Below are 20,504 nucleotides of genomic sequence, written 5' to 3' on the forward strand. Positions count from 1 at the left end.
ACCCGCCATCACCTTAAGGCTCCACTACCCTTCATGCTGCTCGTAAGCTGCCACAATCCGCTGCACTAGGGGATGGCGCACCACGTCCGCCTTGGAAAGATTGCAAAAGGCGATGCCTTCGACATGGCGCAGAATTTTTTCGGCGATCGCCAATCCAGACTGCTGGTTTACGGGCAAATCGGTCTGCGTTACGTCGCCCGTGACCACCATCTTGGAACGAAAGCCCAGCCGGGTCAGCACCATTTTCATTTGAGCTGGCGTGGTATTTTGCGCTTCGTCGAGGATGATAAAGGCATTGTTTAGCGTACGCCCGCGCATGTAGGCCAGGGGCGCCACCTCGATCACGCCGCGTTCCATTAGTCCGGCAATTTTTTCGGGGTCGATGAGTTCATACAGCGCGTCGTAAAGCGGACGCAGGTATGGGTCAATTTTTTGCTGCAAGTCGCCCGGCAAAAAGCCGAGCCGCTCTCCGGCCTCGACCGCTGGGCGGGTGAGAATCAGCCGCTCCACCTGATTGGACAACAGCGCCTGCACCGCTAGCACTGCCGCCAAAAACGTCTTCCCGGTTCCCGCTGGGCCAATGCAAAAGGTCAGGTCATGGGTGCGAATAGCCTGGACGTATTGCAGCTGGCGAAACGTTTTGGCGCGAATCTCGTCACCCCGGCGCGTGCGGGCCAGCACGTCTCGCTGGAGTTCCTCTAAATCCCCCTGCCGACGAGTGTCGAGCGCCTGACGCGCGGTGAAAATGTCTGCTAGAGTGACGGCTTTTCCTGCTCCCCAGTAAGGTTCGAGCGATCGCACGAGTTTTTTGCACAGTTCAACCTGGCCCTCGGTTCCTGAAATCAGGAGCTCCTGTCCCCGCATCACAACCGTTGCCCCGGTCTGACGAGCCAGCAGTTTCAGGTTTTCTTCCTGGTAGCCTGCAAGGGCGATCGCGCTTTCGGGGCTGGGAAACGGAACGATGGCAGAATTACCCATGCAGCGGGTCAGGATAGAAGGGCATAGGCGAAAGCGAGAGGATTGAAGTTAGGCTCAAAACTCAAGAAGTTAGGCTCAAAACTCAAAACGCGCCTTAAAATTTGAAGCAATTTGAAGGCGCAGCGTCGAGCATTGTTGGGCAATCTCAGGCAATATTCGGACAATATCGGGCATTATCGAGGGCGCGATCGACGGGGCATCGGCTTGGCAGAGCCAGAACGACGGTCAGACGGAGCTTCTCGCCCACCTTCGTCTCGACCCGCAGGCTGCCCGCCAAACACATCCAGATGAAGAGAGTAGCCAGAGGCTCGCGCAATTCCCTGCAACACCGTCCGAATGGCTTGAATATTCCGTCCGCCGCGACCATACACCCGCCCCCGATCTTCGCCGTCAAACGCGACACGCACCAAGACTCTAGAGTTGCGAGGCAGCACCTCACAATCGACCTTTAGCGATGCTGGCGATTCCAAAAATGGCTCTAGCAAAAACCTCACGACACCCACATAATCAGGAGTCGCAGCAGAATCTGGCAAATCGGGAGCAGTTGCGTCGGACACGACCTCACTGAGCCTTAAGCTGTTCAAAAACGTTTTGTTTTTCGAGGATATGGCGGACGGTATCCGTCGGCTGAGCGCCCTCTTTCAGGCGCTTGATGATAGCAGGCACATTGAGCTTTACTTCGTCGCTCCGGGGATTGTAAAAGCCCAACTCTTCTAGCGGGCGACCATCGCGACGAGACGTACTCTTCACCGCAACGATCCGGTAGCTCGCCTCAAACTTTTTGCCGTACCGCTTTAAACGCAGCTTAACCATGCTTGAACTATTTGCTCCTGGGGTAATTCACAAAAACTTGCCGCAGTCCAGTCTCTTATTCTACTATGCCAAGGCTCACCCTGCAAAAGCATTTTGGGATAGCCCCAGTAGACAAGCCAGATTACTCGCTGGCCCGACCGCGGCCGAGCGTCGTAATGTATAGCACTGCCTCATCAGGGGGAATGCCCAGCACCTCGTTCACCTGATCATCAAAAAATCCGCCAATGCCGCTGACTCCTAGGCCTAATCGCACGGCCGCTAGATTGAGGCGCTGTCCTAAGTGTCCGGCATCCATGTGCAGGTAGCGATAGGCGCGATCGCCATACTGGGCAACCGCCCGCTGCAAGTCTGCTGTGTGAAACAAGACCGCCGCTGCATCGCGTCCCAGGTCTTGCCCCAGACAAAGGGCGTGTAGCTCTCGCCGAAAGTTTTTGAAGCGGATCTGGCGAAGCTCCTGGGCCTTGGGTGCGTAGTAGTAGCAACCCTCTTCCAGTCCTTCCACGCCGGAAATCGCAATGAAGGTTTCGATTAGGCTGAGGTCGAAATAGTCGGGCGATTGGTCGAGTCCCTGATCTAGGTAGTGAGCGGGCTGATAGGTAAAATCTAATAGCAGGCGCAGTTCTTCCAGGGTCAGATCGGCTCCGCTGTAGGCGCGGGTGGAGCGACGCTTGAGCATGGTCTTTTCTAGCTCTGCCAGATGGTCGCCCCAGGCGATCGCCCCGCTTTCCATCGACACCTTCAGGCAAAACGGAAAGTTGTATTGATCTGGATCGCTGTCGGCGCGGGCAGAGGGCAGACGGTCGGAGACAGGATCGCCGCTGATCTGCGTGACCTGGTGCATATAGCTGAGCAGCTTGCCGTCGGGAAGGTTGGGATAGTCGGTCTGGATGGCGGAGGGGAGCGCCGTCGAGGTAGGTGGCAGGTTTTGGTCGATATCCCACAGGTCGGCTAGGGGGATGACGGCGATCGCCCCTTCCTGCGCCGCGTCTAGATACATCAACTGGTTCACCGCCTCATCGCGAAAGCCGCCAATCAGGTGGGGACGATAGTCGTTGATTGCGGCCGCCAGCTCAATATTTCCTAACAAATGCCCCGCATCCAAAAAAATCCGGCGATAGGCACGGTCTTGATAGCGCCAGGCCGATCGTCCAAACACCACCGTCATCACCAGCGCCATCTGCGTTGCGTCCAGCGCCGGATGCCAGAAACAGGCTTCCTGAAGCGGCTTCCAAGCCTCTGTTTCCCAAAAGTGCAGCAGCGAATTGGTCTGGGTCTGGTAATGATACAGCCCTGCGGGAAGTTGGGGCGTGCCTCGCGAAATCAGGTAAACCTCGGCTGGGTATAGCCCGCCCGCCGACGGAGCCGCCCGCAGATAGACCGCTTCGCCGTTCAGCATGGTCATTTTCACCGTCAGCCCGTAGCTGCAAAACAGGAAGCGAGCCAGCCGCTGCCACTGCTTGTCTCCATTGTCTAGCGCGGGTTCGGCGTTGAGGTAGGGTTTCAGGTCATAGGCTGTGCCGATTTTGTATTCCTTAAAGGGAACAGGCTGGTTGCGCCAATCCAACTGCTGGGTCTTGCTGGCCAGCGTCGTGGGATCATATTTGGTGCGATCGTGAAAGTGCTGGGCGATCGAGCGGCGTTGATCTGACATGGGTTTCACCGTAGCGTTCCACAATCCATCCTGTAATCCATCCTGTTTTACGATCTTGACACCCTAAACTCAGTTCGACGAGAGCAATTCTTACAAGTTGGGCAAATTGGGTGAATCAAGGCGAACCTATCAGGAATTTTCTCAGGAATTTTCATGGTGATCATTCCCGCCCGTCCACTTAAACTTGGCACTTAAACTTCGCATTCTTGGCACTTTTTGGCACTTTTCAAAGATTTTTCTCAGATTTTCCCATGAGTTTTTGCCATGAGCTTTGCCCAGGATGTGTACCAACTTGTGGGCCAACTACAGATGCCACGCTGGTTTTGGTGGTTCGGTTTGGGCGATCAGCTTGCCCCGCGAGATGACATAGCGAACTGTGGCGCGGCGGCGGATGGCATCGTAGCGATCGCCCGCATCCAGCACAATCAGGTTGGCGGGCTTGCCCACCGCAATGCCGTACTGATCTTCCACATGCAGCGTCTTTGCGCCGTTCCACGTCACCATGTTGTAGCAGGCATCAATCTCCGGCACGCCCGTCATCTGGCAAACGTGAACGGCCATGCTGGCCACATCGAGCATGTTGCCCGTGCCGAGGGGATACCACGGGTCTTGCACGCAGTCATGACCTAGGCTGACGTTTTGCCCCTGCTGCCAGAGTTCCTTAACTCGCGTCACGCCGCGCCGCTTGGGATAGGTGTCGGCGCGTCCCTGCAAGGTGATGTTAATCAGCGGGTTGGCGACGAAGTTGATGCACGTCCGCTGCAAGAAGCCCATCAGCTTAAAGGCATAGGCATTGCTGTAGGAGTGGAACGCAGTGGTGTGGCTGGCTGTCACGCGATCGCCCATGCCCGTGCGAATCGCATTGGCCACAATCACTTCCAAGAAGCGGGATTGCTCATCGTCGATTTCGTCGCAATGTACGTCGATCAGCCGGTCATATTGGGCGGCCAGTTCAAAAATCTTGTGAATTGACTGTACGCCGTCTTCTCGCGTGAGCTCGTAGTGAGGAATGCCGCCGACGACATCCGCACCCATCCGCAGCGCTTCTTCCATCAGCGTCTCGGTTTTCGGGCTGCCGTATAGCCCATCCTGCGGAAAGGCGACCACTTGCAGCGTAGTCCAGTCCTTCACCGCTTCGCGGGCTGCCAACAATCCCTTCAGCGCCGTCAGCGTGGGTTCACTGACGTCAGCGTGGCTGCGGACAAACAGCACACCCTGCTGAGCCTGCTGCTTCAGAGTGGCGATCGCCCGCTCGGTCACATCCTCCAGCGTCAGCGATTGCTTTCGTTCTCGCCAAATTTCAATGCCCTCGAACAACGTGCCACTCTGGTTCCACCGGGGTTCGCCCACGGTCATCGCCGAGTCCAGATGAATGTGCGACTCTACAAAGGGCGGACTGACAATCTGCTCCTGTAGCTCTAGCTCTGTTTGATGCGAAGCAGCAGGCGGGAGTTGGGGGGCGATCGCCGCAATGTGTCCGTTTTCAATCGCAATATCAACAAGCTCAGCAGGGCGATCGGGATGCAGCAACCGGCCCCGACGCAGCAGCAAGGTAGAAGCAGATTCTGGCATAGCAGGAAAGTCATGTAGCGAAACTTTCCCCAGTCTACTCTGGACGATTTGCCAGAATTGCCAAGCTGCTGACAAGACCAGCCAAGACTGCCAGCCAAGACTGCCAGCCAAGACTAATCGACCACTCGCAGCATTCCCCGGCGCAGTGCCTCAAACACCCGATCGACCAGGGCCCGATCCTTGGGATTGAGCATCGTTTCACCCAAAGCCACGCGCATGAAGCTCTGCTGGTCGCGCCGAGAAATGCAGCGGGTTGCAAAGATGTGGTCTACGACTTGCTCAAGCAGGGTAGAGGAGAGGTCAGGTGCAGGGGTGGACGATTTCATAGGGGGTAGCGGGGAACATCTACTCCTTCAATATCGGTTGAATTTCTTACTTTTACGGTGATGCCCCGGCTACTTTTACGTGATTCTGCGGAAGGTTTGGGATGATGCTGCTATTAAGTGATCTTGATCTAAATCCTAAATAAATTGTGATCTAGATCAACAAGTTTTGCAAATTTGCCACATTAGATACATAGAGGCGATCGCCCCCTACGATAGATTGAATGCATCAGGGTTTGCACTATCCCGCGATCGCACGGAGGCTCCGGCTCGGTTCCGGCTTGATTAGCAGGTAGTTTCTGGCACAGCCACTTGGCGTAGCCCAGAAGCTTAGACGCGATTTAGATTCAGCGTTGCCTGTGCTTTTGTGGAGTATGCGCTGGCAAATTTATCGAAGACTGTCGCTCGATGCTTTTCACGGCAAGTTGCTATCAACTTGCTAGCAGGCTAGGTTCTACTGAATTTTGTGGAAGCATCGGCCAACCATCTTCGCAACCTTTGCAACAAGTCCGTGTGGCAAGTCTGGGGGACAGGTTGTGGATTGAGAACTTGTTTCTGATTTTCAGTCTGTTTTCAGTCTGAGCTTTCTAGGCGGGTGTTATTGGCGCAGTTGGAACAGGGAGTAGTGAGCATCGAAAAGATGGTGGTTACTCCTGAGATCCAGCGGTGGCGAGTCACGCTGAGCGAAAGTTCATCCTCACTGTTCCAGCCAGAGTCGTAGTAACTAAGGCGTAAGAATACGGTTTTGGCCAATAGACTAAACCCTCTAATGTAGATAGGGTTTTTGTTGTATGCGGCATGTTCTTGCGGGGTGAGGTACGCGCCGCCCTAACGAGTCCAAGGATTATTGACCATCCGCGTACCCCACTAGCTTCAAAAACGCTATAGACGGTTGAATCCAGGTTTTTGCTGAGAGCCATGCAGCAACGCTGAGGATTTCTGGGTGCTTTTTCTCAAACCCTAATGATTGTACTTACTGAAAAACCGTGGTCTGGTTGCGCTATTTTCGTCCGCAGGCTTCTCATTACGATTCATCGTTTATCCGGCAGGCCACTCTAGTGCGCCAAATTGGCGATCGCATCCGCAGTTCGCTGGAACTGTCTGTGGTGCTGCAAACCGCAGTGGAAGAAGTGGTGGCGCAGTTGCCCGTCGAGTGCTGTCTGTTCCTCTGGTACTTTCAAGACATTCAGCGGGTGCAGATCGTATGCGAAGCGGGCAATCGCACGCTATCCAACAGCACGCTATCCAACGGCACGCCATCTGGCGGTATCGGGCATTTTCCCCTGACGAAGTTTGGTGACCTGGCCAGTGCCATTGACCACGGCGGGCTAATCCTGCGGCCCGGCAACGCCAGCAATCGCCCCAATAGATTGCTGGGCCTGCGACCCGGAATGCAAAGCTGCCCCATTGACCCGCCGGGCCCCCTGTTTGGCGATGCGGCGGTGCTAATGATCCCCGTCGAAGGGCAGGAACACTCGCGGGGCTACCTGGTTTGCTTGGACTCGACTCGGCAGCACTGGTCGCCAGACACTGTAGAACTGATGCAGGCGATCGCCCAGCCGCTTGAGATGGCGATCCGTCAGGCGCAGCTATACGACCAATTGCAAAAACAGGCGCGGCGCGAACAATTGGTGAATCAGATTACTGCACAAACGCGCCAGAGTTTAGATGTCAAAAAGATCCTGAAGCGGGCGATCGCCCAACTGCTAAACGCGCTGGAGGTGGATCGCTGTCTGGTGCATCTGGTGGAAGCGCCCGATGAGCTAGCCGATACCGCCGATGCGTTGGGCGATTTCCAAAACGATTCCCGGCACGACTCTTTGGGCGACTCCGGAGAGGACTACAACGGATTTCGCCGCAAGCATCTCTTTGAGGTCTGCCGCGAACCCTTTCCATCTACGCTTGAAGACTTTGACACCGATGGCCCCATCACTCGCTGGGTCATCGAAAATCGTCAGCAGGTGGTTATTTCGGATATCACCCAAGACCCCCGCATCGGAGCCGACAATCAGGAATATCGCCTGGCCCAAATTCAGTCGTCACTGGTAGTGCCTGTGCAGGCAAATGGCACGCTCCAGGCCATTCTGTATCTAAACCAGTGTTCGCATATCCGCTACTGGACGCGAGATGACCAAAAGCTTGCCCAGGCCGTCGCCGACCAGCTGGCGATCTCGATCCAGCAGGCCCATCTCTATGCCAAAACCCGCCAGCAGGCCCAGGAAAGCGCCGCCCAGGCCGAGCGCCTCAGCGAAGCCCTGCTGAATCTTCAGCAGACCCAGGCGCATCTGATCCAGAGCGAGAAAATGTCCAGCCTGGGGCAACTGGTATCGGGGATCGCCCACGAAATCAACAACCCCATCAGCTTCATCTACGGCAATATTCCCTTTGTGGAGCGCTATGTCAAAGACCTGCTGCGGCTGCTGACGGCTTATCAAGCCAGCTATCCTCAAAGCACCGAAAAGCTGCGAGACTTGCTGGAGGAAATTGAGCCAGACTTTTTGCTGGAAGATTTACCCCGGATTCTTGACTCGATGCGGGCAGGAGCCAGTCGGATTCGGGAAATTGTGCTGTCGCTTCGCAATTTTTCGCGGGTGCATGAGGCAAATCGGAAGGTCGTCGATCTGCACGAGGGTCTGGAAAGCACGCTCAAGTTATTGCAGCATTCTATTCCTGAAGATCTGGAAATTTGCCGCTGCTATGGGGAATTGCCGCCTGTAGAATGCTTTCCCAGTCGGCTGAATCAGGTCTTTTTCCACATTATTAAAAATGCGCTGGAGGCAATGGAATCTGTTGGCGATCGCCCCCGGATCATCACCCTCACCCACCGAATCCTTCTGGCACTCGCCCCTAGAGCAGCCCCTGGGTGCGCGTGGCGATCGCCGACACGGGCCCCGGCATCCCTGCCCACCTCAAGCCCAAGATTTTTGACCCCTTCTTCACCACCAAAAGCGTTGGACAGGGCTACGGGCTGGGGCTTTCCATTGCCTATCAGACCATCGTGCAGCAGCACCAGGGAACGCTGGAGTGCCATTCGACACTGGGCAAAGGCACCACGTTCATCCTGGAAATTCCGATTTGCCCTCCCGCTGCTCCCCCCGCCCAACGCGCCCGACCCGCCCCCTTGCCGTGCTGAGGCCCATTTAGCCCTGTGCCGCCAAGCTCAATTCCATGAACTGCCGCCCCGACTGTGGTGCCTGTTGCATCGCACCTTCGATCAATAGTCCCCTTCCGGGTATGCCAAACGGCAAACCCGCCGGAGTACGCTGTGTACAGTTGACCGAAGATAACCGCTGCAAACTGTTTGGCAAGCCAGAGCGCCCTACCTTTTGCAACAACTTGCAGCCATCCGAGGAGATGTGCGGTACCTGCCGAGAGGAGGCGATCGCCTACCTAACGGCTTTGGAGGTTGCCACGGCTCCAGCCTCGTCTCCAAACCCACTGCAACGCTAGCCCGCCGTCTGCACTGGGTATTCTGGACTATGAAGCCAGGGAAACAAGCAGGACGTGGATACAGGCGGGATGCAGAACCAGGGCAACCAAGGGGGAAACGCCATGCTGAATTGGAACGCAATCTTCAAGCCTCGAAAACGACTTAAACGATCCGTGAGTGCCGGACTGAGCCTCTTGCTGGCAGGTTCTCTGGCGGCGGGCTGTGCCCAACTGGCGGCCCACGTGCTGCTGCCTGCTCCCACTATCGACTCGGTGCATCTGGCGCTAGGGAACCCCAGTGAAGCGACCGCCGAAGTCCGCAAAGAAAACAACTACCTGATTGTGCGGCCGCAATATGCCCTTTCCTATAACCGGAGTAAAAATATTGCCAATTGGGTCAGTTGGCAGCTTAACGCAAGCTGGCTCGGCCGATTGCCGCGATCGCCCTTCATGCCTGATCTATCCCTGCCGCAGGGCTGGTATCGCGTCACCACCAACGACTACACTGGCAGCGGGTTTGACCGGGGACACCTGCTGCCCGCCGCCGACCGCAACGCCCGCCCCGAAGATAGCCAGTCCGTCTTCTGGATGACCAACATCATCCCCCAATCCCCCGACAACAACCAGGGCCCCTGGGAAGGATTGGAAAGCTACTGCCGCACCCTGGCCCGCCGGGGGCACACGCTCTACATCATCGCAGGCGGTGCGGGCGAAGGCGGCACAGCCCGCAACGGCCCCCGCACCACCATCGGTCGCAGCAGCAACCCCATCTCTGTCCCTGCTGCTACCTGGAAAATTGCTGTGGTGCTGAATCCAGGGCAAACCCTCGAAGATATTGGCACAGATACTCGCGTCATCACGGTCATCATGCCCAACGACATGGGCATTAAGGACAAAAATTGGCGCGACTATCGCGAATCGGTAGACACGATTGAAAGTATTACAGGTTATGATTTTCTCTCCGTCTTGCCCGACGGGATCGAAGAATTTCTGGAAGCAAAGATTGATAGCCGCTAGCGGTTAGGGTGTAGTCATGGACTGAGCCGACGCTCGGTATTTTGGAGGTGGAGCGATCTGGGCGATCGCCCACTTTCCGCTTGCCTCCTTAGAGAACAAGGGTTAGGGTTCAGAAGTTAGGCTTTAGCAGTGCAATCGTTTAAGTGAATCGTTTAAGTTATCGTCTAACCCCTGTCCACTCTTTCTCACGCTCCAGCCTATGCCCCCAGAAGTCATTGAAATCCTCTCGCCCGATGAAGTGCGTCGCACGGTCAACCGCCTTGCATCGCAGATTGTGGAGCGGGCTGGCGACCTCTCAAAGCTGGTACTGGTGGGCATTTTTACGCGGGGCGTACCGCTAGCAGAACTGCTAGGCCGACAAATCGAGGCGCTGGAGGGCGTGAAGATTCCCGTGGGGCATCTCGACATCACCTTCTGGCGCGACGACCTCGACCAGATCGACCTGCGAACGCCAGAAAAGACCGACATTCCTTTCGACCTGACGGATAAGATCATCGTGCTAGTAGACGACGTAATTTATCGGGGTCGCACGATTCGCGCCGCGCTGAACGCCGTAACGGAATACGGCCGCCCTGAAAAAATTCTGCTGGCAGTGCTAGTGGATCGAGGGCATCGAGATTTGCCGATTCATCCCGACTTCACAGGTAAGGAATTGCCAACCGCAAAGGATGAAAAAGTGAAGGTTTTTCTTCAAGAAATTGACGGGCGAGATGGCGTAGAACTGCTCAAGCCTAACTAAAACTTTAGACAGAAATTCGAGTGACAGCGTTTTTGAAGCTAGTGCTATGTCACAGCTAGAACTTAGGTTGGTAGTCAGCGCTTTAGCGCTGAAGCGCTGACTACGAGCCGAGGCATCACCCTAAAACTAAGCTGAAGCGAGCAACTCTTCTACAGATCTACTTCCACTCCTACACGCAGCAATCTACACCTTCTGAAACTACACCTTCTGAAAAGAGAATTCCAGGAAAATCTGAGCGAATCGCCGCAAATTGTTGCCACCAGACCATTTCGACCCGCAGCAGCCTTCGCAATCGTAAACAAGGGCGACCAAAGCTCGACCAGTGCCATAATGGCATCGCTCAATCCAGCACCCGATGCCCAATATCCCGCCGATAGTAAGCCCCTTCAAACTGGATGTGGTCTACGGCTTCGTAGGCGAGGGCGATCGCCTCTCTGACTGTTTTTCCTAGCGCAGTCACACCCAGCACCCGGCCGCCGTCGGTGAGAACCGTATCGCCGATTAGCCGGGTGCCCGCGTGGAAGACCATTGCGCCCGTGTCGGCGGCTTGGGCCAGGCCGCTAATGGGTTTGCCCTTTTCGTAGCTGCCAGGATAGCCTGTAGCGGCGACGACAACGCAGGCTGCGGCTCCAGGCTTCCATTGCAGCGGCGGAAAGTCGGCCAGGGTTTGCTGGGTGCAGGCGAGCATAAGCTGGTCGAGCGGTGTTTCGAGCAGTGGCAACACGACCTGGGTTTCGGGATCGCCAAAGCGACAGTTAAATTCAATGACTTTGGGATCGCCTTGGGGTGTAATCATCAGCCCCGCATAGAGAATGCCGCGATAGTCGATGCCGCGATCGCGCAGGGTGGCGATCGCCGGTTCTAGAATCTCCGTCTGGATGCGTGTCATTAGCTCTGGCGTGACCACCGGGGCCGGGGCATAGGCTCCCATGCCGCCCGTGTTTTCGCCTGTGTCGCCCTCGCCAATGCGCTTGTGATCCTGAGCGGGCAGCAAGGGGCGAATGGTGAGGCCATCCGTTACCGCTAGCACGGAGGCTTCTTGGCCCGTCAGGTATTCCTCCAGCACCACACGGCTGCCCGCTTCGCCAAACTCTCCCCCAAAGGCGGCTTCGATGGCGGCGATCGCTTCTGCTTCGGTCATTGCCACCGTCACGCCTTTCCCTGCTGCCAGCCCGTCGGCTTTTACCACAATTGGCGCACCCTGTTTGCGGACGTGGGCGATCGCCGCCGTGGCATCGCTAAATACAGAGGAGTCTGCGGTGGGAATTCCGGCCGCTTTCATCAAGTCTTTGGCCCAGGCTTTGCTAGCCTCGATCTGGGCCCCGGTTCGGGTTGGGCCAAAGACCAGCAACCCCTGCTCTTGCAAATAGTCGGTAATGCCATTGGCCAGGGGCACTTCCGGCCCCACTGCAATCAGGCTGAAGTTGTTGACCAGCGCAAATCGAGCAATGCCTTCAAAATCCTTGATCGACAGCCCCAAGTTGCGGCAACGGGGGAGGGTTGCAGTGCCGCCGTTTCCTGGAACGCATACGACCTCCTGCACGCTGGGAGACTGCAATAGAGAAGTGGCAATTGCATGTTCTCTGCCACCGTTTCCTACTACCAGAACTTTAACCACACCCTCACCAACCGTTACGAATGTTACCTGTCGTGTCTCAAAACATCCTCCATTATGCACCTTGATGCCACCAATCTCCTGATGCCGATAAAACTCTCGCAAAGCGTTAAAAGTCTGGCGGAAACCCCCTGGCTTCGGCGTAAGGTTAAAGAAGGCAGCACAAACCTGATGTAGCGGCTGTCGGAAGCCCGGTTTTTTCTCTATTTTGCTGTGACGAGTGAAATCATGCCTGTTTCTATGCCTGGTTCTGAAGCCAAAACTCACAAGACTCAATGGAGGGCGATCGCGCTGATGGTCGGTTGTGGAGTCCTGTGGGGCACGCTGCCATCGCTGCCCACGACGGCTCAGACCGTGGAAACGGTGGCGCAAATCGTGCCCCTGCCGCCCCCGGTTGCGCCGTCGCCGTCCGAAAATTTGTCGTCGGAAGAGGAGAGGCTCCAACCTCCGCCCAACCCGCTAGAGATGACAGACCCCGATCCCCTGCTGCCAAGACCCGTCGTAGATCGGCCCCTCAGCCCCCTGGAGGTTTACTTCCTACGGCTGGGGGTAGAGGACTTGCAGCGGCAGGCCGAGGCGCGGTATGCGCTAGGGCAGACAAACACCGCGTTTGATATCTGGTATCGAGAACTGCGGCTGCGGCGGGTGCTGGGCGTGGCGGACGAGGTGGCTGCGTTGGGGCGGGTGGGCGAGGTGGCCTGGCGAGAAAACCGCCGCACCGATGCCCGAATCATCACTGCCCGCCTGGAGCAAATCGAGCAAGAGCAGCAGGCGATTGCCCCGCCGGATTACAGCCTCCTGTTCAGCGTCGCCCAGGGCTATGAAAAAATGCGGGCCCTGCCGCTAGCCGTCGCCCTCTATGACCAGCTCTTGACCCAGGCGCGGGCCGAGCGCAACAGCGCCGTTGAACAGTTGGTGCTGACGTCCCTGGGGCAGTTGCACCTGGCCTGGTTTGACTACGAAAAGGCGGCGATCGCCTATACAGACTTGCTCAACCTGGCGCGATCCCGAAACGACAGCATTCGAGAACTGGACTATTTGCAGCAGCTTGCCTATATCTATCAGCAGGGCAAAATGCCCGACCGCGCCATTCCCATTCAGCAAGAATTGGTGCAGCGATACGAAGCCCTGCCCCTGCCGCTGCTGATCCCGCCGCTCAAGATTGCGCTGGGGGACAATTACCGGGCGATCGGCCGTGTGGGACTGGCTGCGACTACCTACCAGGAAGCCTTTACCCAGGCCCAAGCGCAGCAGCAGTATGGCTACTCTAGCGAGGCACTGGTGCATCTAGCAGCGCTATATGAGGGGCTAAACCGTCCCGCAGATACGCTACTGGTCTATCAAACGCTGATTCAGGTCGAGCAGCAGTCCTACAACACCTACGGCATCATGACCGCCTACGAAAAAATTGCCCAATTGCACCAGGCTCAGGGCGAAACCGCAGAGGCGATCGCTGCTTATCAGTCCGCCCTTTCTCTGGCGCAGCAGCTCGACTATGCCAGCCGCGTTCGTGCATACACCGCTCAAATCCAAACCCTCAGCGGCAGCTAAAAGCCCTGCCCACATCGGTCTGCACGCTTTTGCCATTGAAAACTCTGGTTGTATCTGAGATATCGTTGAGTCAGCTTGAGGGAAGCCTTAATCCAAGTTTGCTGTCTAGAACCTGAGTTTGTCGTTTAGAACTGCCACAGCACAATCGCCATGCCCCTGATCAAAATCCAAACCTCTGTGTCTTGTCCTGCTCTTACGGAGGTCGAAGACCTTCTAAAAACCCTGTCTGACAGCTTAGCAAAGCACACAGGCAAGCCCGAATCGTATGTGATGACTGCGTTTGAGTCAGATGTGCCCATGACCTTTGGGGGCACGCTCGATCCGGTTTGCTATGTAGAAGTGAAAAGTGTGGGTTCCTTCAACCCCGCCCAAACCAAGTCCATGAGCCAGGAGTTTTGCCAGATTATCAGCGCCACGCTGGGCGTGCCCGGAAACCGCACCTACATTGAGTTTTCTGAGGCCAAGGGCTATCTCTGGGGCTGGAACGGGGCGACCTTTGGCTGATGTCCGCCCTGCTGCCGACCTGAATCAGCCGGCTGAACCCAACCTGCCGAATCTAGGGCCCCTTAAAAAAGGGGAAACCAGGCCGAGATGCTCTAGAAGACCCCCTAGGGAAGAGTAGGGCTGATTCTCTAGATAAAAGAAATCAGGGTTAGCAAATCATGCTGGAACAATCAAATGGCTTTTTTGATGGAGGAATAGCCAGCGTTACGAAACAAAGAAATCGCCCAGAACCGCAACAGTGCCATCGGTGTTGCTGGATTATGACTTGAGAGATGATAAACGCAGGACTGTCGCTTAAAGGGCTGTCCCTGACACCCTGCCAAACGCTCAACGCATACAAATGCCGCTAAAGCATCCACTTTTGGTATAGCCCTGGGGGAGTTGCAAAGCCTCGAATCCGACGAGTCATAACACGATCATGCGAGGTGTCTAGGTCGAGACTGATTCCACACTGCTGGCGACAGAACGCAGCGGCTCTGATAGGGCCTGGGCGATCGCCCTTAAGCTTCTGGGATCACTGAGCATCCAGGCGTGGGCGGGCACGTTTAGCACCACTTCGCGCCCCACGCCCAGACAAGAACTGCGGGCGGGCAAGATCATTAAATCTAGCGGTGTCCAGATGGAGGTAAAGTTTAGCTGTTCCAGACAGTCCACATCGCGGTTGAGGTCGCATAGAAAGGGACTTTTGATGGACATCTGGCTGGCTCCGACGTTGGGGCGCAGGTAGGCCGTCCAGGTGCCGCAGTGGGGCGAGGAGATGGTGACAAAGCGGCGCACGCGCTCTAGCCCGCCGAGGCGCTGCACGAAATAGCGGCTGATGATGCCGCCCATGCTAAAGCCTACCAGATCGAAAGGTTGCCCTGGCGGGATTACCTGCTGGGCATAGTCGGCAAGCTGTGCTGCCAGCACATCCAGCCCTACGTCGCCGTTGCTGGGTGTCAGGTTGGGGTGGTGAACCTGCCAGCCCTGCGAGGTGAGATAGGGAGCCATCCTGCGAAACACGGCGGCGGTGTCGTCGATCCCGTGAACCAAAATGACCGGATGGCGATCGCCCGATGGAGAGGATATTTCGTGAAGGCGGGTCATGGTGGGAGGCTAGCGCTTGATTGGCTTAGATTTTTTAGAGCTTTAGAGAACCGTACAGCAAACTTCCTGTTTCAAGGGTAGCGGGGGGCGATCGCCCTCTGTGGGGCTAATGTGCCAGTTTGATGTGCCAGTTTGGTACGCCAATTTCTGATGCCAGTTTTTTTATCGAACGCTTTTGGGAACGCTAGATGAAAATCTGGCTGATTGACGTTGACTCGAATAGAATATTAAAAAAACATTAAACTCGTCTTTAACTGAAACCCCGGAAATTGCTGCTGGAACGAAAGCTTCAGTTACCCACACCTGCACTTTCCCCCAACAGATGGATTGGAACTACTTCGACATTGCAATCGGAACAGTCATGGAGGGCGATCGCTGGCATTGGCGGGCAACCCTGCCAACGGGCATGACGATTACTTCAAACCAGGGCTATACCACTCCTGTCCAGGCAATTAGCTGTGCGCGGCTGTGGATTGCTACAGAGTCGATGCGGCGAGCGTTTGAAGGCTGCCTGGTGGAACTGCGCGATCGCGGCACAATCCAGGCACAGGAGTTTTGCAACCTGATGCGATCGCTAGAGCAGCAGATCCAGCAAGGGTGACATAGGGTTGGAGCAACTGGGTGATGGGGTGAGGGACAGAAAAAACGAAGAATGAAGAACGAAAAACGAAACTTCTTCGTTCTTCATTCTTCTCTCTTCGCTCTTCCCTCTTCCCTCTTCCCTCTTCCCTCTTCCCATCACCCTACGCTGCCAGCCCGTTATGCCGCAACAGCGGTTCCGTATCTGGCTCGCGGCCGCGGAAGGCTTTGAAAACTTCCATCGGGTGCTTGCTGCCGCCGAGGGAAAGGACGGTGTTGCGGAAGCGGCGGCCGGTTTCGGCGACGGCGGCTTCGTTGTCGAGTCCAGCTTCTTCAAAGGCGGAGAATGCGTCGGCGCTGAGGACTTCGGCCCATTTGTAGCTGTAATAGCCTGCTGCGTAGCCGCCGCCAAAGATGTGCCCAAAGGAGCAGAGGAAGGCATCTTCGGGTAGGGGCGGCAGGACGGTGGTGGTTTTGGCGAGGCGATCGCGCACGTCCTTGGGGGTTTCGGCTCCGCCAGGTACATAGCGATGGTGCAGCTCAATATCCAGCAGGCTAAAGTGCAACTGCCGCAGCATGGCGCTGCCGCTCATAAAGTTGCGGGCGGCAAGGAGGCGCTGGTAAAACTCCTCCGGCAGCGGCTCACCCGTCTGATAATGCTTCGCCAGGCTAAATAGCGTTGCCCGGTCATAGCACCAGTTTTCCATAAACTGACTGGGCAGTTCCACCGCGTCCCACTCCACGTTGTTGATGCCTGCTGCGCCAGAGTAATCGACCGTCGTCAGCATGTGCTGCAAGCCGTGGCCAAACTCGTGAAACAGCGTTTCCACTTCGTAGAAATTCATCAGGCTGGGCTTGCCGTCTACAGGCGGCGACTGATTGCACACGAGATAGGCAACGGGCAGACGCACCTTCGATGCACCCGCTTCCACGTAGCGCTTGCGGTTGATGGCGAAGTCCATCCAGGCTCCGCCGCGCTTTTCGGCAGGGCGGCTGTAGGGGTCGAGGTAGAAGTAGGCGATCGCCCCACCGTCTTCATCGCTCACCCGAAAATAGCGCACATCGGGATGCCACACGGGCGCTTCCCCGTCCGCAGGCGTGATCACGATTCCAAAAATCCGCTTCGCCAGCCCAAACAATCCGTCCAGCACTTGCTCTAGTGGAAAATAGGGGCGCAGTTCCTCTGCATTCAGCGCATACTTTTCCTCGCGCATCCGCTCCGACCAAAAGGCCGAATCCCACGGCTGAAAGTCTTCGGCTTCGGGTGCGTCGTGGCTGCGGGCAAACTCTTTCAGCGCGGCCAGGTCTTGCTGGGCTGCGGCATAGCTCGATCCGCGCAGCGATTCCAGCAGATCTTCTACCGCGTCTACGCTGGGGGCCATTTTGCTGGCCAGGCTGAGTTCGGCATAGCTGCCAAAGCCAAGAATGCCCGCCATCTCTTTTCGCAGCGTCAAAATGCGGTCGATAATCGGCTGATTGTCGTGGTCACCAGCGGAGGCTCGGGTGATGTAGGCACGATAAAGCTTCTCGCGCAGGTCGCGACGGCGGCTGTGCTGCATAAAGGGCAAATAGCTAGGCATATCCAGCGTAATGCGCCAGGGCCCTGCTTCGGGCGTGGCGGCTTCTGCCCCGGCTGCGCGGGCCGCCTGGGCCGCTTGGGCCAGCAGCGTTGGTGGCAGTCCTTCTACCTCGCTGGGCTGCGTCAGCGTCAGGCTAAAGGCCTTGGTTTCGTCTAGCAGATTGTTGGAAAACTGGGTAGACAGGTTCGCTAGCTCAAGCTGGATCTCGTTGAAGCGATCGCGCATTTCGCCTTCCAGCCCCACGCCTGCCAGCTCCGCCTCGCGAATCGACGACTCGATGATCCGCTGCTGGGCTTCGCTGAGGCTGCCCCAGTCCGCGCTCTTGCGAATCGCCTTATAGCCTTCGTAGAGCGGCTTGCTCTGGCTCACGCGCATCCCAAACTTGACAACCTCCGGTTGCATAGACTCCTGAGCCTCGCGCAGTTCCGGGCTATTCTTTACGCCCATCAGGTGGTTCACTACGCCCCACGCCCAAAACACAGGTTCGGTCAGGGCTTCCAATGGCTCGATCAGTCCTTCCCAGGTTGGCTCGGTGTTTGTTTCCAGGTGCGTCAGGGCATCGGTCGCCTTGTCCAGCAGTTCGGTCATGGCTGGCACGACGTGTTCAGGACGAATCTGGTCGAAGGGGGGAAGACCTTTGCCAGCCAGGAGGGGGTTCGCGGTAGTTGCAATCATAAAAGTGAATGGGGGGATGAATGGGGTGCCTAAGTTTTAAGAAATCACGGTTAAGAAACCACGGTCGAAGTCATATCAACTCCGTCCTAGACATTCGATCTTAAGCGATCGCCCCCAGAGTTGCCATCCAGCTTTCTAGCTCAATCCTGAAATCTATCGGTTTTTCTGCAAAAATCAAAACAGGACGCAAGCATACACTTACGCCCCTCTTCTAAACTAGGCTCAATCGTAAGGCCCAGCCCGACACCTATAGATCCAGCCCGACACCTATAGATCTAGTCTGACACCTACCTGAAACCTATGGAAGATCAGAGAAGATCAGCCGCAGCTAGCTCCAAAACTGCCCGAAGTAGGTCGATGCTGTTTTAGCATAAGCGGCCCAGCCCGCCTCTTCTGGTTCCGAAGCCCAGCAGCGCTCTAGGTGGCTGACGGCCTGCTCTAGGGTGCTGTCTTTCAAGAAAAACCACGCCAGCGCACGCGGGGCGATCGCCATCCCTGTCGCAAAGGGAACCGTGGGCAAATCGAGGGCGATCGCCGCCCTGTCTCCCGGCTCTCGATGCCGATAAGACTCCCACGCAAAGAACTCGCCGAACTTACGGGTGAACCATTTCATACCAAAAAACCTCCACAATTACCTTAGGGAGGCACTTCAAAACCTGTCACCATCACCACCTCAAAGGCAATGCCAAAAGCAATGCATAGGAAGGGCATGTCCGAATCTTTTTCCGTGCCCTACGCTACCGTTCAGGATCACACGACCATTATAACACCCTTAAATCAGAGCGCGGTTGCCCCAGTCAACATCCGCTGACATCGGCCGTCTGCTCTGCAAAAAATCACCGAGTTCAATCCTGCGGACAGACCAGAATTTAAGCTCCTCTCACCAGAAAAAATACTGAGTTTCACCAAAAAAATACGAAGTCCGCACAGTCGATGTTTCGTATATGAAGCACAAGCAAAAAGGCACCCAAAACGCCTCCAGATCCTGAAATCTTCGGATAGAAGCAGATACTTTTGCCTACCAAATCTTTATAAATTAGGGACATCTTTAAAGTTTGCGTAAGCCCTTCATGAGTTCCAATCAAAGTTTGAATTCTTTGTAAGTTGAGAATCTATTCGCTGTAAGTGTCAACTCTCATCTTGTTATCCTGAAATGGACGAGTTCAGTGAACTTACCAGCATCCCTCATGGTATCTCAGTGATTTCCAAAGGGTAATCCACCCTTTAATGCCTTGAAATGCTCTGAGTGACGGCTTTTAAGAAGAAATTCACCATAGCCCACACATCTTTTCGGATCCTGCGGTGTCAGAAACTGCTAGCTTAGTTAGGCTCAGCTTCTATGAAATTAATGCTCGTTTGCACATCTGGCGGTCATTTCTCCACCATGAGAGATATGGAATCATTTTGGTCTCAGCATGAAAGAGTTTGGGTGACGGATTTCAAGAAAGATACGAGTCTCCTAAACAACCTGAATGAGCGAGTTTGCTGGTTACCCTATCAGGGACCAAGAGACTGGAAGCGTTTTCTAATAAACCTGCCTAGATCTTTGAAAGTTCTGCTTCTAGAGCGCCCTGATATGGTGCTTTCAACAGGTGCAAGTGTGGCAGTAAATTTCGCAATTCTGTCCAAGCTGTTAGGAATTCGATTTTTGTATGTAGAGAGCATTTCTCGTTCAGATGAACTGAGCCTGTCTGGTAAATTCATTTACCCGCTCGCCGATGAATTTTATGTTCAGTGGCAAGAGTTGACCGAAAAATATCCAAGAGCAATCTTTAGAGGAACGGTGGCTTGACTCTAAATAAAACACTCTCGGTCATTCTCGTTTAGTGATTTCTAAGTTGTTCCTGAAGATTCCAGAGTACGATGATTATTCTCACTCTTGGTACGATTCCATACTCCTTCGATAGAGCGATTACCTGGCTACACGTTCTGCTAGAGCAGCAGGTTATCTCTGAACCTGTTTTTATTCAAAGTGGGGTCACCGATACATCTCTAGTTGATAGCCACCCGCATACAACAACAGTCAAGACAATTGAGCCTAAAAAGTTAATTGCTTTGACCAAAGAAGCCAGATTAGTAATTTCTCATGGAGGTCAAGGTTCAACGCGGATGTTGGCCTCGCAACAGGCTAGCTTTGTTTTGTTGCCGCGACTGGCCCGCTTTGAGGAGCATATTGATGATCATCAGCTTTTATTCGCTAAGAGTATGCAGCGATTTGGGGTCAAACACTGTTTAGCCTTGGATGAGCTTCGACAGTTTGTGCTAAATCCGCCGCCACCGTTCCGAGGGCAGTTGTTTAATGGGCCTAGGTTGGCAGATCATCTCATTGCAAAGTATCCAGGGCTGAAAGAGATGGCTTTTAAGCAGGCTAGCTGCCTAGAGACGGTCTGAA

The 20,504-nt window shown here is 55.4% G+C and carries 20 protein-coding genes and 1 pseudogene; 11 read left to right on the top strand and 10 right to left on the bottom strand.

All coding sequences use genetic code 11. The annotated features are described in order from the left end of the window. Positions 1–24: 24 nt before the first annotated feature. The 6 genes from O77CONTIG1_RS11680 to O77CONTIG1_RS11705 all read right to left on the bottom strand — a co-directional run bounded on the left by O77CONTIG1_RS11680 (position 25) and on the right by O77CONTIG1_RS11705 (position 5,340). Positions 25–978 (bottom strand): PhoH family protein, encoded by a 954-nt coding sequence (locus O77CONTIG1_RS11680; protein ID WP_068510768.1) that lies wholly within the window; start codon positions 976–978, stop codon positions 25–27. A gap of 173 nt (positions 979–1,151) precedes the next feature. Beyond that, complete coding sequence (locus O77CONTIG1_RS11685) at positions 1,152–1,535, bottom strand: KH domain-containing protein (RefSeq protein ID WP_084782559.1); 384 nt, start codon at positions 1,533–1,535, stop codon at positions 1,152–1,154. Between the two features lie 4 nt (positions 1,536–1,539). Continuing rightward, positions 1,540–1,791, bottom strand: a complete 252-nt coding sequence (gene rpsP / locus O77CONTIG1_RS11690; RefSeq protein ID WP_068510770.1) for a 30S ribosomal protein S16 — start codon at positions 1,789–1,791, stop codon at positions 1,540–1,542. Between the two features lie 121 nt (positions 1,792–1,912). Continuing rightward, positions 1,913–3,442 (bottom strand): SagB/ThcOx family dehydrogenase, encoded by a 1,530-nt coding sequence (locus O77CONTIG1_RS11695; RefSeq protein WP_068510772.1) that lies wholly within the window; start codon positions 3,440–3,442, stop codon positions 1,913–1,915. A 303-nt stretch (positions 3,443–3,745) separates the two neighbouring features. Next, positions 3,746–5,014 (bottom strand): cytosine deaminase, encoded by a 1,269-nt coding sequence (gene codA / locus O77CONTIG1_RS11700; protein WP_068510774.1) that lies wholly within the window; start codon positions 5,012–5,014, stop codon positions 3,746–3,748. A gap of 113 nt (positions 5,015–5,127) precedes the next feature. After that, positions 5,128–5,340 carry a hypothetical protein gene (locus tag O77CONTIG1_RS11705; protein WP_068510775.1) on the bottom strand — a complete coding sequence of 71 codons (213 nt, stop codon included), beginning with the start codon at positions 5,338–5,340 and terminating at the stop codon, positions 5,128–5,130. A gap of 1,130 nt (positions 5,341–6,470) precedes the next feature. On the opposite strand from O77CONTIG1_RS11705, the pseudogene O77CONTIG1_RS28365 reads away from it, so the two are divergent. The 5 genes and pseudogenes from O77CONTIG1_RS28365 to pyrR form a co-directional block, all read left to right on the top strand. Then, positions 6,471–7,457: pseudogene (locus O77CONTIG1_RS28365) on the top strand (GAF domain-containing protein); the annotation flags it as partial. Between the two features lie 749 nt (positions 7,458–8,206). Beyond that, positions 8,207–8,470, top strand: coding sequence for an ATP-binding protein (locus O77CONTIG1_RS28370; protein WP_225894778.1), 264 nt, complete (start codon positions 8,207–8,209; stop codon positions 8,468–8,470). 35 nt (positions 8,471–8,505) lie between these two features. After that, positions 8,506–8,787 (top strand): YkgJ family cysteine cluster protein, encoded by a 282-nt coding sequence (locus tag O77CONTIG1_RS24485; protein ID WP_156435180.1) that lies wholly within the window; start codon positions 8,506–8,508, stop codon positions 8,785–8,787. Positions 8,788–8,940: 153 nt separating this feature from the next. Next, the gene (locus tag O77CONTIG1_RS11715) at positions 8,941–9,783 is read left to right on the top strand and encodes a DNA/RNA non-specific endonuclease (RefSeq protein ID WP_068516457.1); all 843 of its coding nucleotides are present in this window, start codon (positions 8,941–8,943) and stop codon (positions 9,781–9,783) included. Between the two features lie 199 nt (positions 9,784–9,982). After that, positions 9,983–10,522, top strand: coding sequence for a bifunctional pyr operon transcriptional regulator/uracil phosphoribosyltransferase PyrR (gene pyrR / locus O77CONTIG1_RS11720; RefSeq protein ID WP_068510779.1), 540 nt, complete (start codon positions 9,983–9,985; stop codon positions 10,520–10,522). A gap of 340 nt (positions 10,523–10,862) precedes the next feature. On the opposite strand, the gene purD is transcribed toward pyrR, so the two are convergent. After that, positions 10,863–12,140 carry a phosphoribosylamine--glycine ligase gene (gene purD, locus O77CONTIG1_RS11725; RefSeq protein ID WP_068516459.1) on the bottom strand — a complete coding sequence of 426 codons (1,278 nt, stop codon included), beginning with the start codon at positions 12,138–12,140 and terminating at the stop codon, positions 10,863–10,865. On the opposite strand from purD, the gene O77CONTIG1_RS25190 reads away from it, so the two are divergent. The 3 genes from O77CONTIG1_RS25190 to O77CONTIG1_RS11735 all read left to right on the top strand — a co-directional run bounded on the left by O77CONTIG1_RS25190 (position 12,099) and on the right by O77CONTIG1_RS11735 (position 14,192). Next, a complete protein-coding gene (locus tag O77CONTIG1_RS25190) occupies positions 12,099–12,314 on the top strand; it encodes a hypothetical protein (protein WP_172799608.1) in 216 nt (71 codons plus the stop codon). The genes purD and O77CONTIG1_RS25190 overlap by 42 nt on opposite strands. Positions 12,315–12,365: 51 nt before the next feature. Then, positions 12,366–13,688 (top strand): tetratricopeptide repeat protein, encoded by a 1,323-nt coding sequence (locus tag O77CONTIG1_RS11730; protein ID WP_156435182.1) that lies wholly within the window; start codon positions 12,366–12,368, stop codon positions 13,686–13,688. A gap of 150 nt (positions 13,689–13,838) precedes the next feature. After that, positions 13,839–14,192 (top strand): phenylpyruvate tautomerase MIF-related protein, encoded by a 354-nt coding sequence (locus O77CONTIG1_RS11735; protein ID WP_068510783.1) that lies wholly within the window; start codon positions 13,839–13,841, stop codon positions 14,190–14,192. Between the two features lie 429 nt (positions 14,193–14,621). Here O77CONTIG1_RS11735 and O77CONTIG1_RS11740 read toward each other — a convergent pair whose 3' ends face one another. Next, on the bottom strand, positions 14,622–15,278 hold the full coding sequence (locus tag O77CONTIG1_RS11740; RefSeq protein ID WP_068510785.1) for an esterase/lipase family protein: 657 nt from the start codon (positions 15,276–15,278) through the stop codon (positions 14,622–14,624). Between the two features lie 322 nt (positions 15,279–15,600). Here O77CONTIG1_RS11740 and O77CONTIG1_RS11745 point away from each other — a divergent pair, with 322 nt between their 5' ends. Beyond that, positions 15,601–15,879 (top strand): hypothetical protein, encoded by a 279-nt coding sequence (locus O77CONTIG1_RS11745; RefSeq protein WP_068510787.1) that lies wholly within the window; start codon positions 15,601–15,603, stop codon positions 15,877–15,879. Between the two features lie 142 nt (positions 15,880–16,021). Here the strand turns inward: O77CONTIG1_RS11745 and O77CONTIG1_RS11750 are convergent, their stop codons facing one another. Together O77CONTIG1_RS11750 and O77CONTIG1_RS11755 are read right to left on the bottom strand one after the other, a co-directional pair. Beyond that, positions 16,022–18,112: a M3 family metallopeptidase gene (locus tag O77CONTIG1_RS11750; protein ID WP_068510789.1), complete on the bottom strand. Its 2,091-nt coding sequence runs from the start codon at positions 18,110–18,112 to the stop codon at positions 16,022–16,024. Positions 18,113–18,440: 328 nt separating this feature from the next. Beyond that, positions 18,441–18,725, bottom strand: coding sequence for a hypothetical protein (locus tag O77CONTIG1_RS11755; protein ID WP_156435184.1), 285 nt, complete (start codon positions 18,723–18,725; stop codon positions 18,441–18,443). Between the two features lie 726 nt (positions 18,726–19,451). Between O77CONTIG1_RS11755 and pssD the strand changes: the two genes are divergently transcribed. Next, positions 19,452–19,904 carry a PssD/Cps14F family polysaccharide biosynthesis glycosyltransferase gene (gene pssD / locus O77CONTIG1_RS11760; protein WP_068510793.1) on the top strand — a complete coding sequence of 151 codons (453 nt, stop codon included), beginning with the start codon at positions 19,452–19,454 and terminating at the stop codon, positions 19,902–19,904. Positions 19,905–19,975: 71 nt separating this feature from the next. Continuing rightward, positions 19,976–20,503 carry a glycosyltransferase gene (locus tag O77CONTIG1_RS11765; RefSeq protein ID WP_068510795.1) on the top strand — a complete coding sequence of 176 codons (528 nt, stop codon included), beginning with the start codon at positions 19,976–19,978 and terminating at the stop codon, positions 20,501–20,503. The last annotated feature ends 1 nt before the right edge of the window (position 20,504 follow it).

Source organism: Leptolyngbya sp. O-77 (assembly GCF_001548395.1).
Lineage (GTDB): Bacteria > Cyanobacteriota > Cyanobacteriia > Elainellales > Elainellaceae > Thermoleptolyngbya.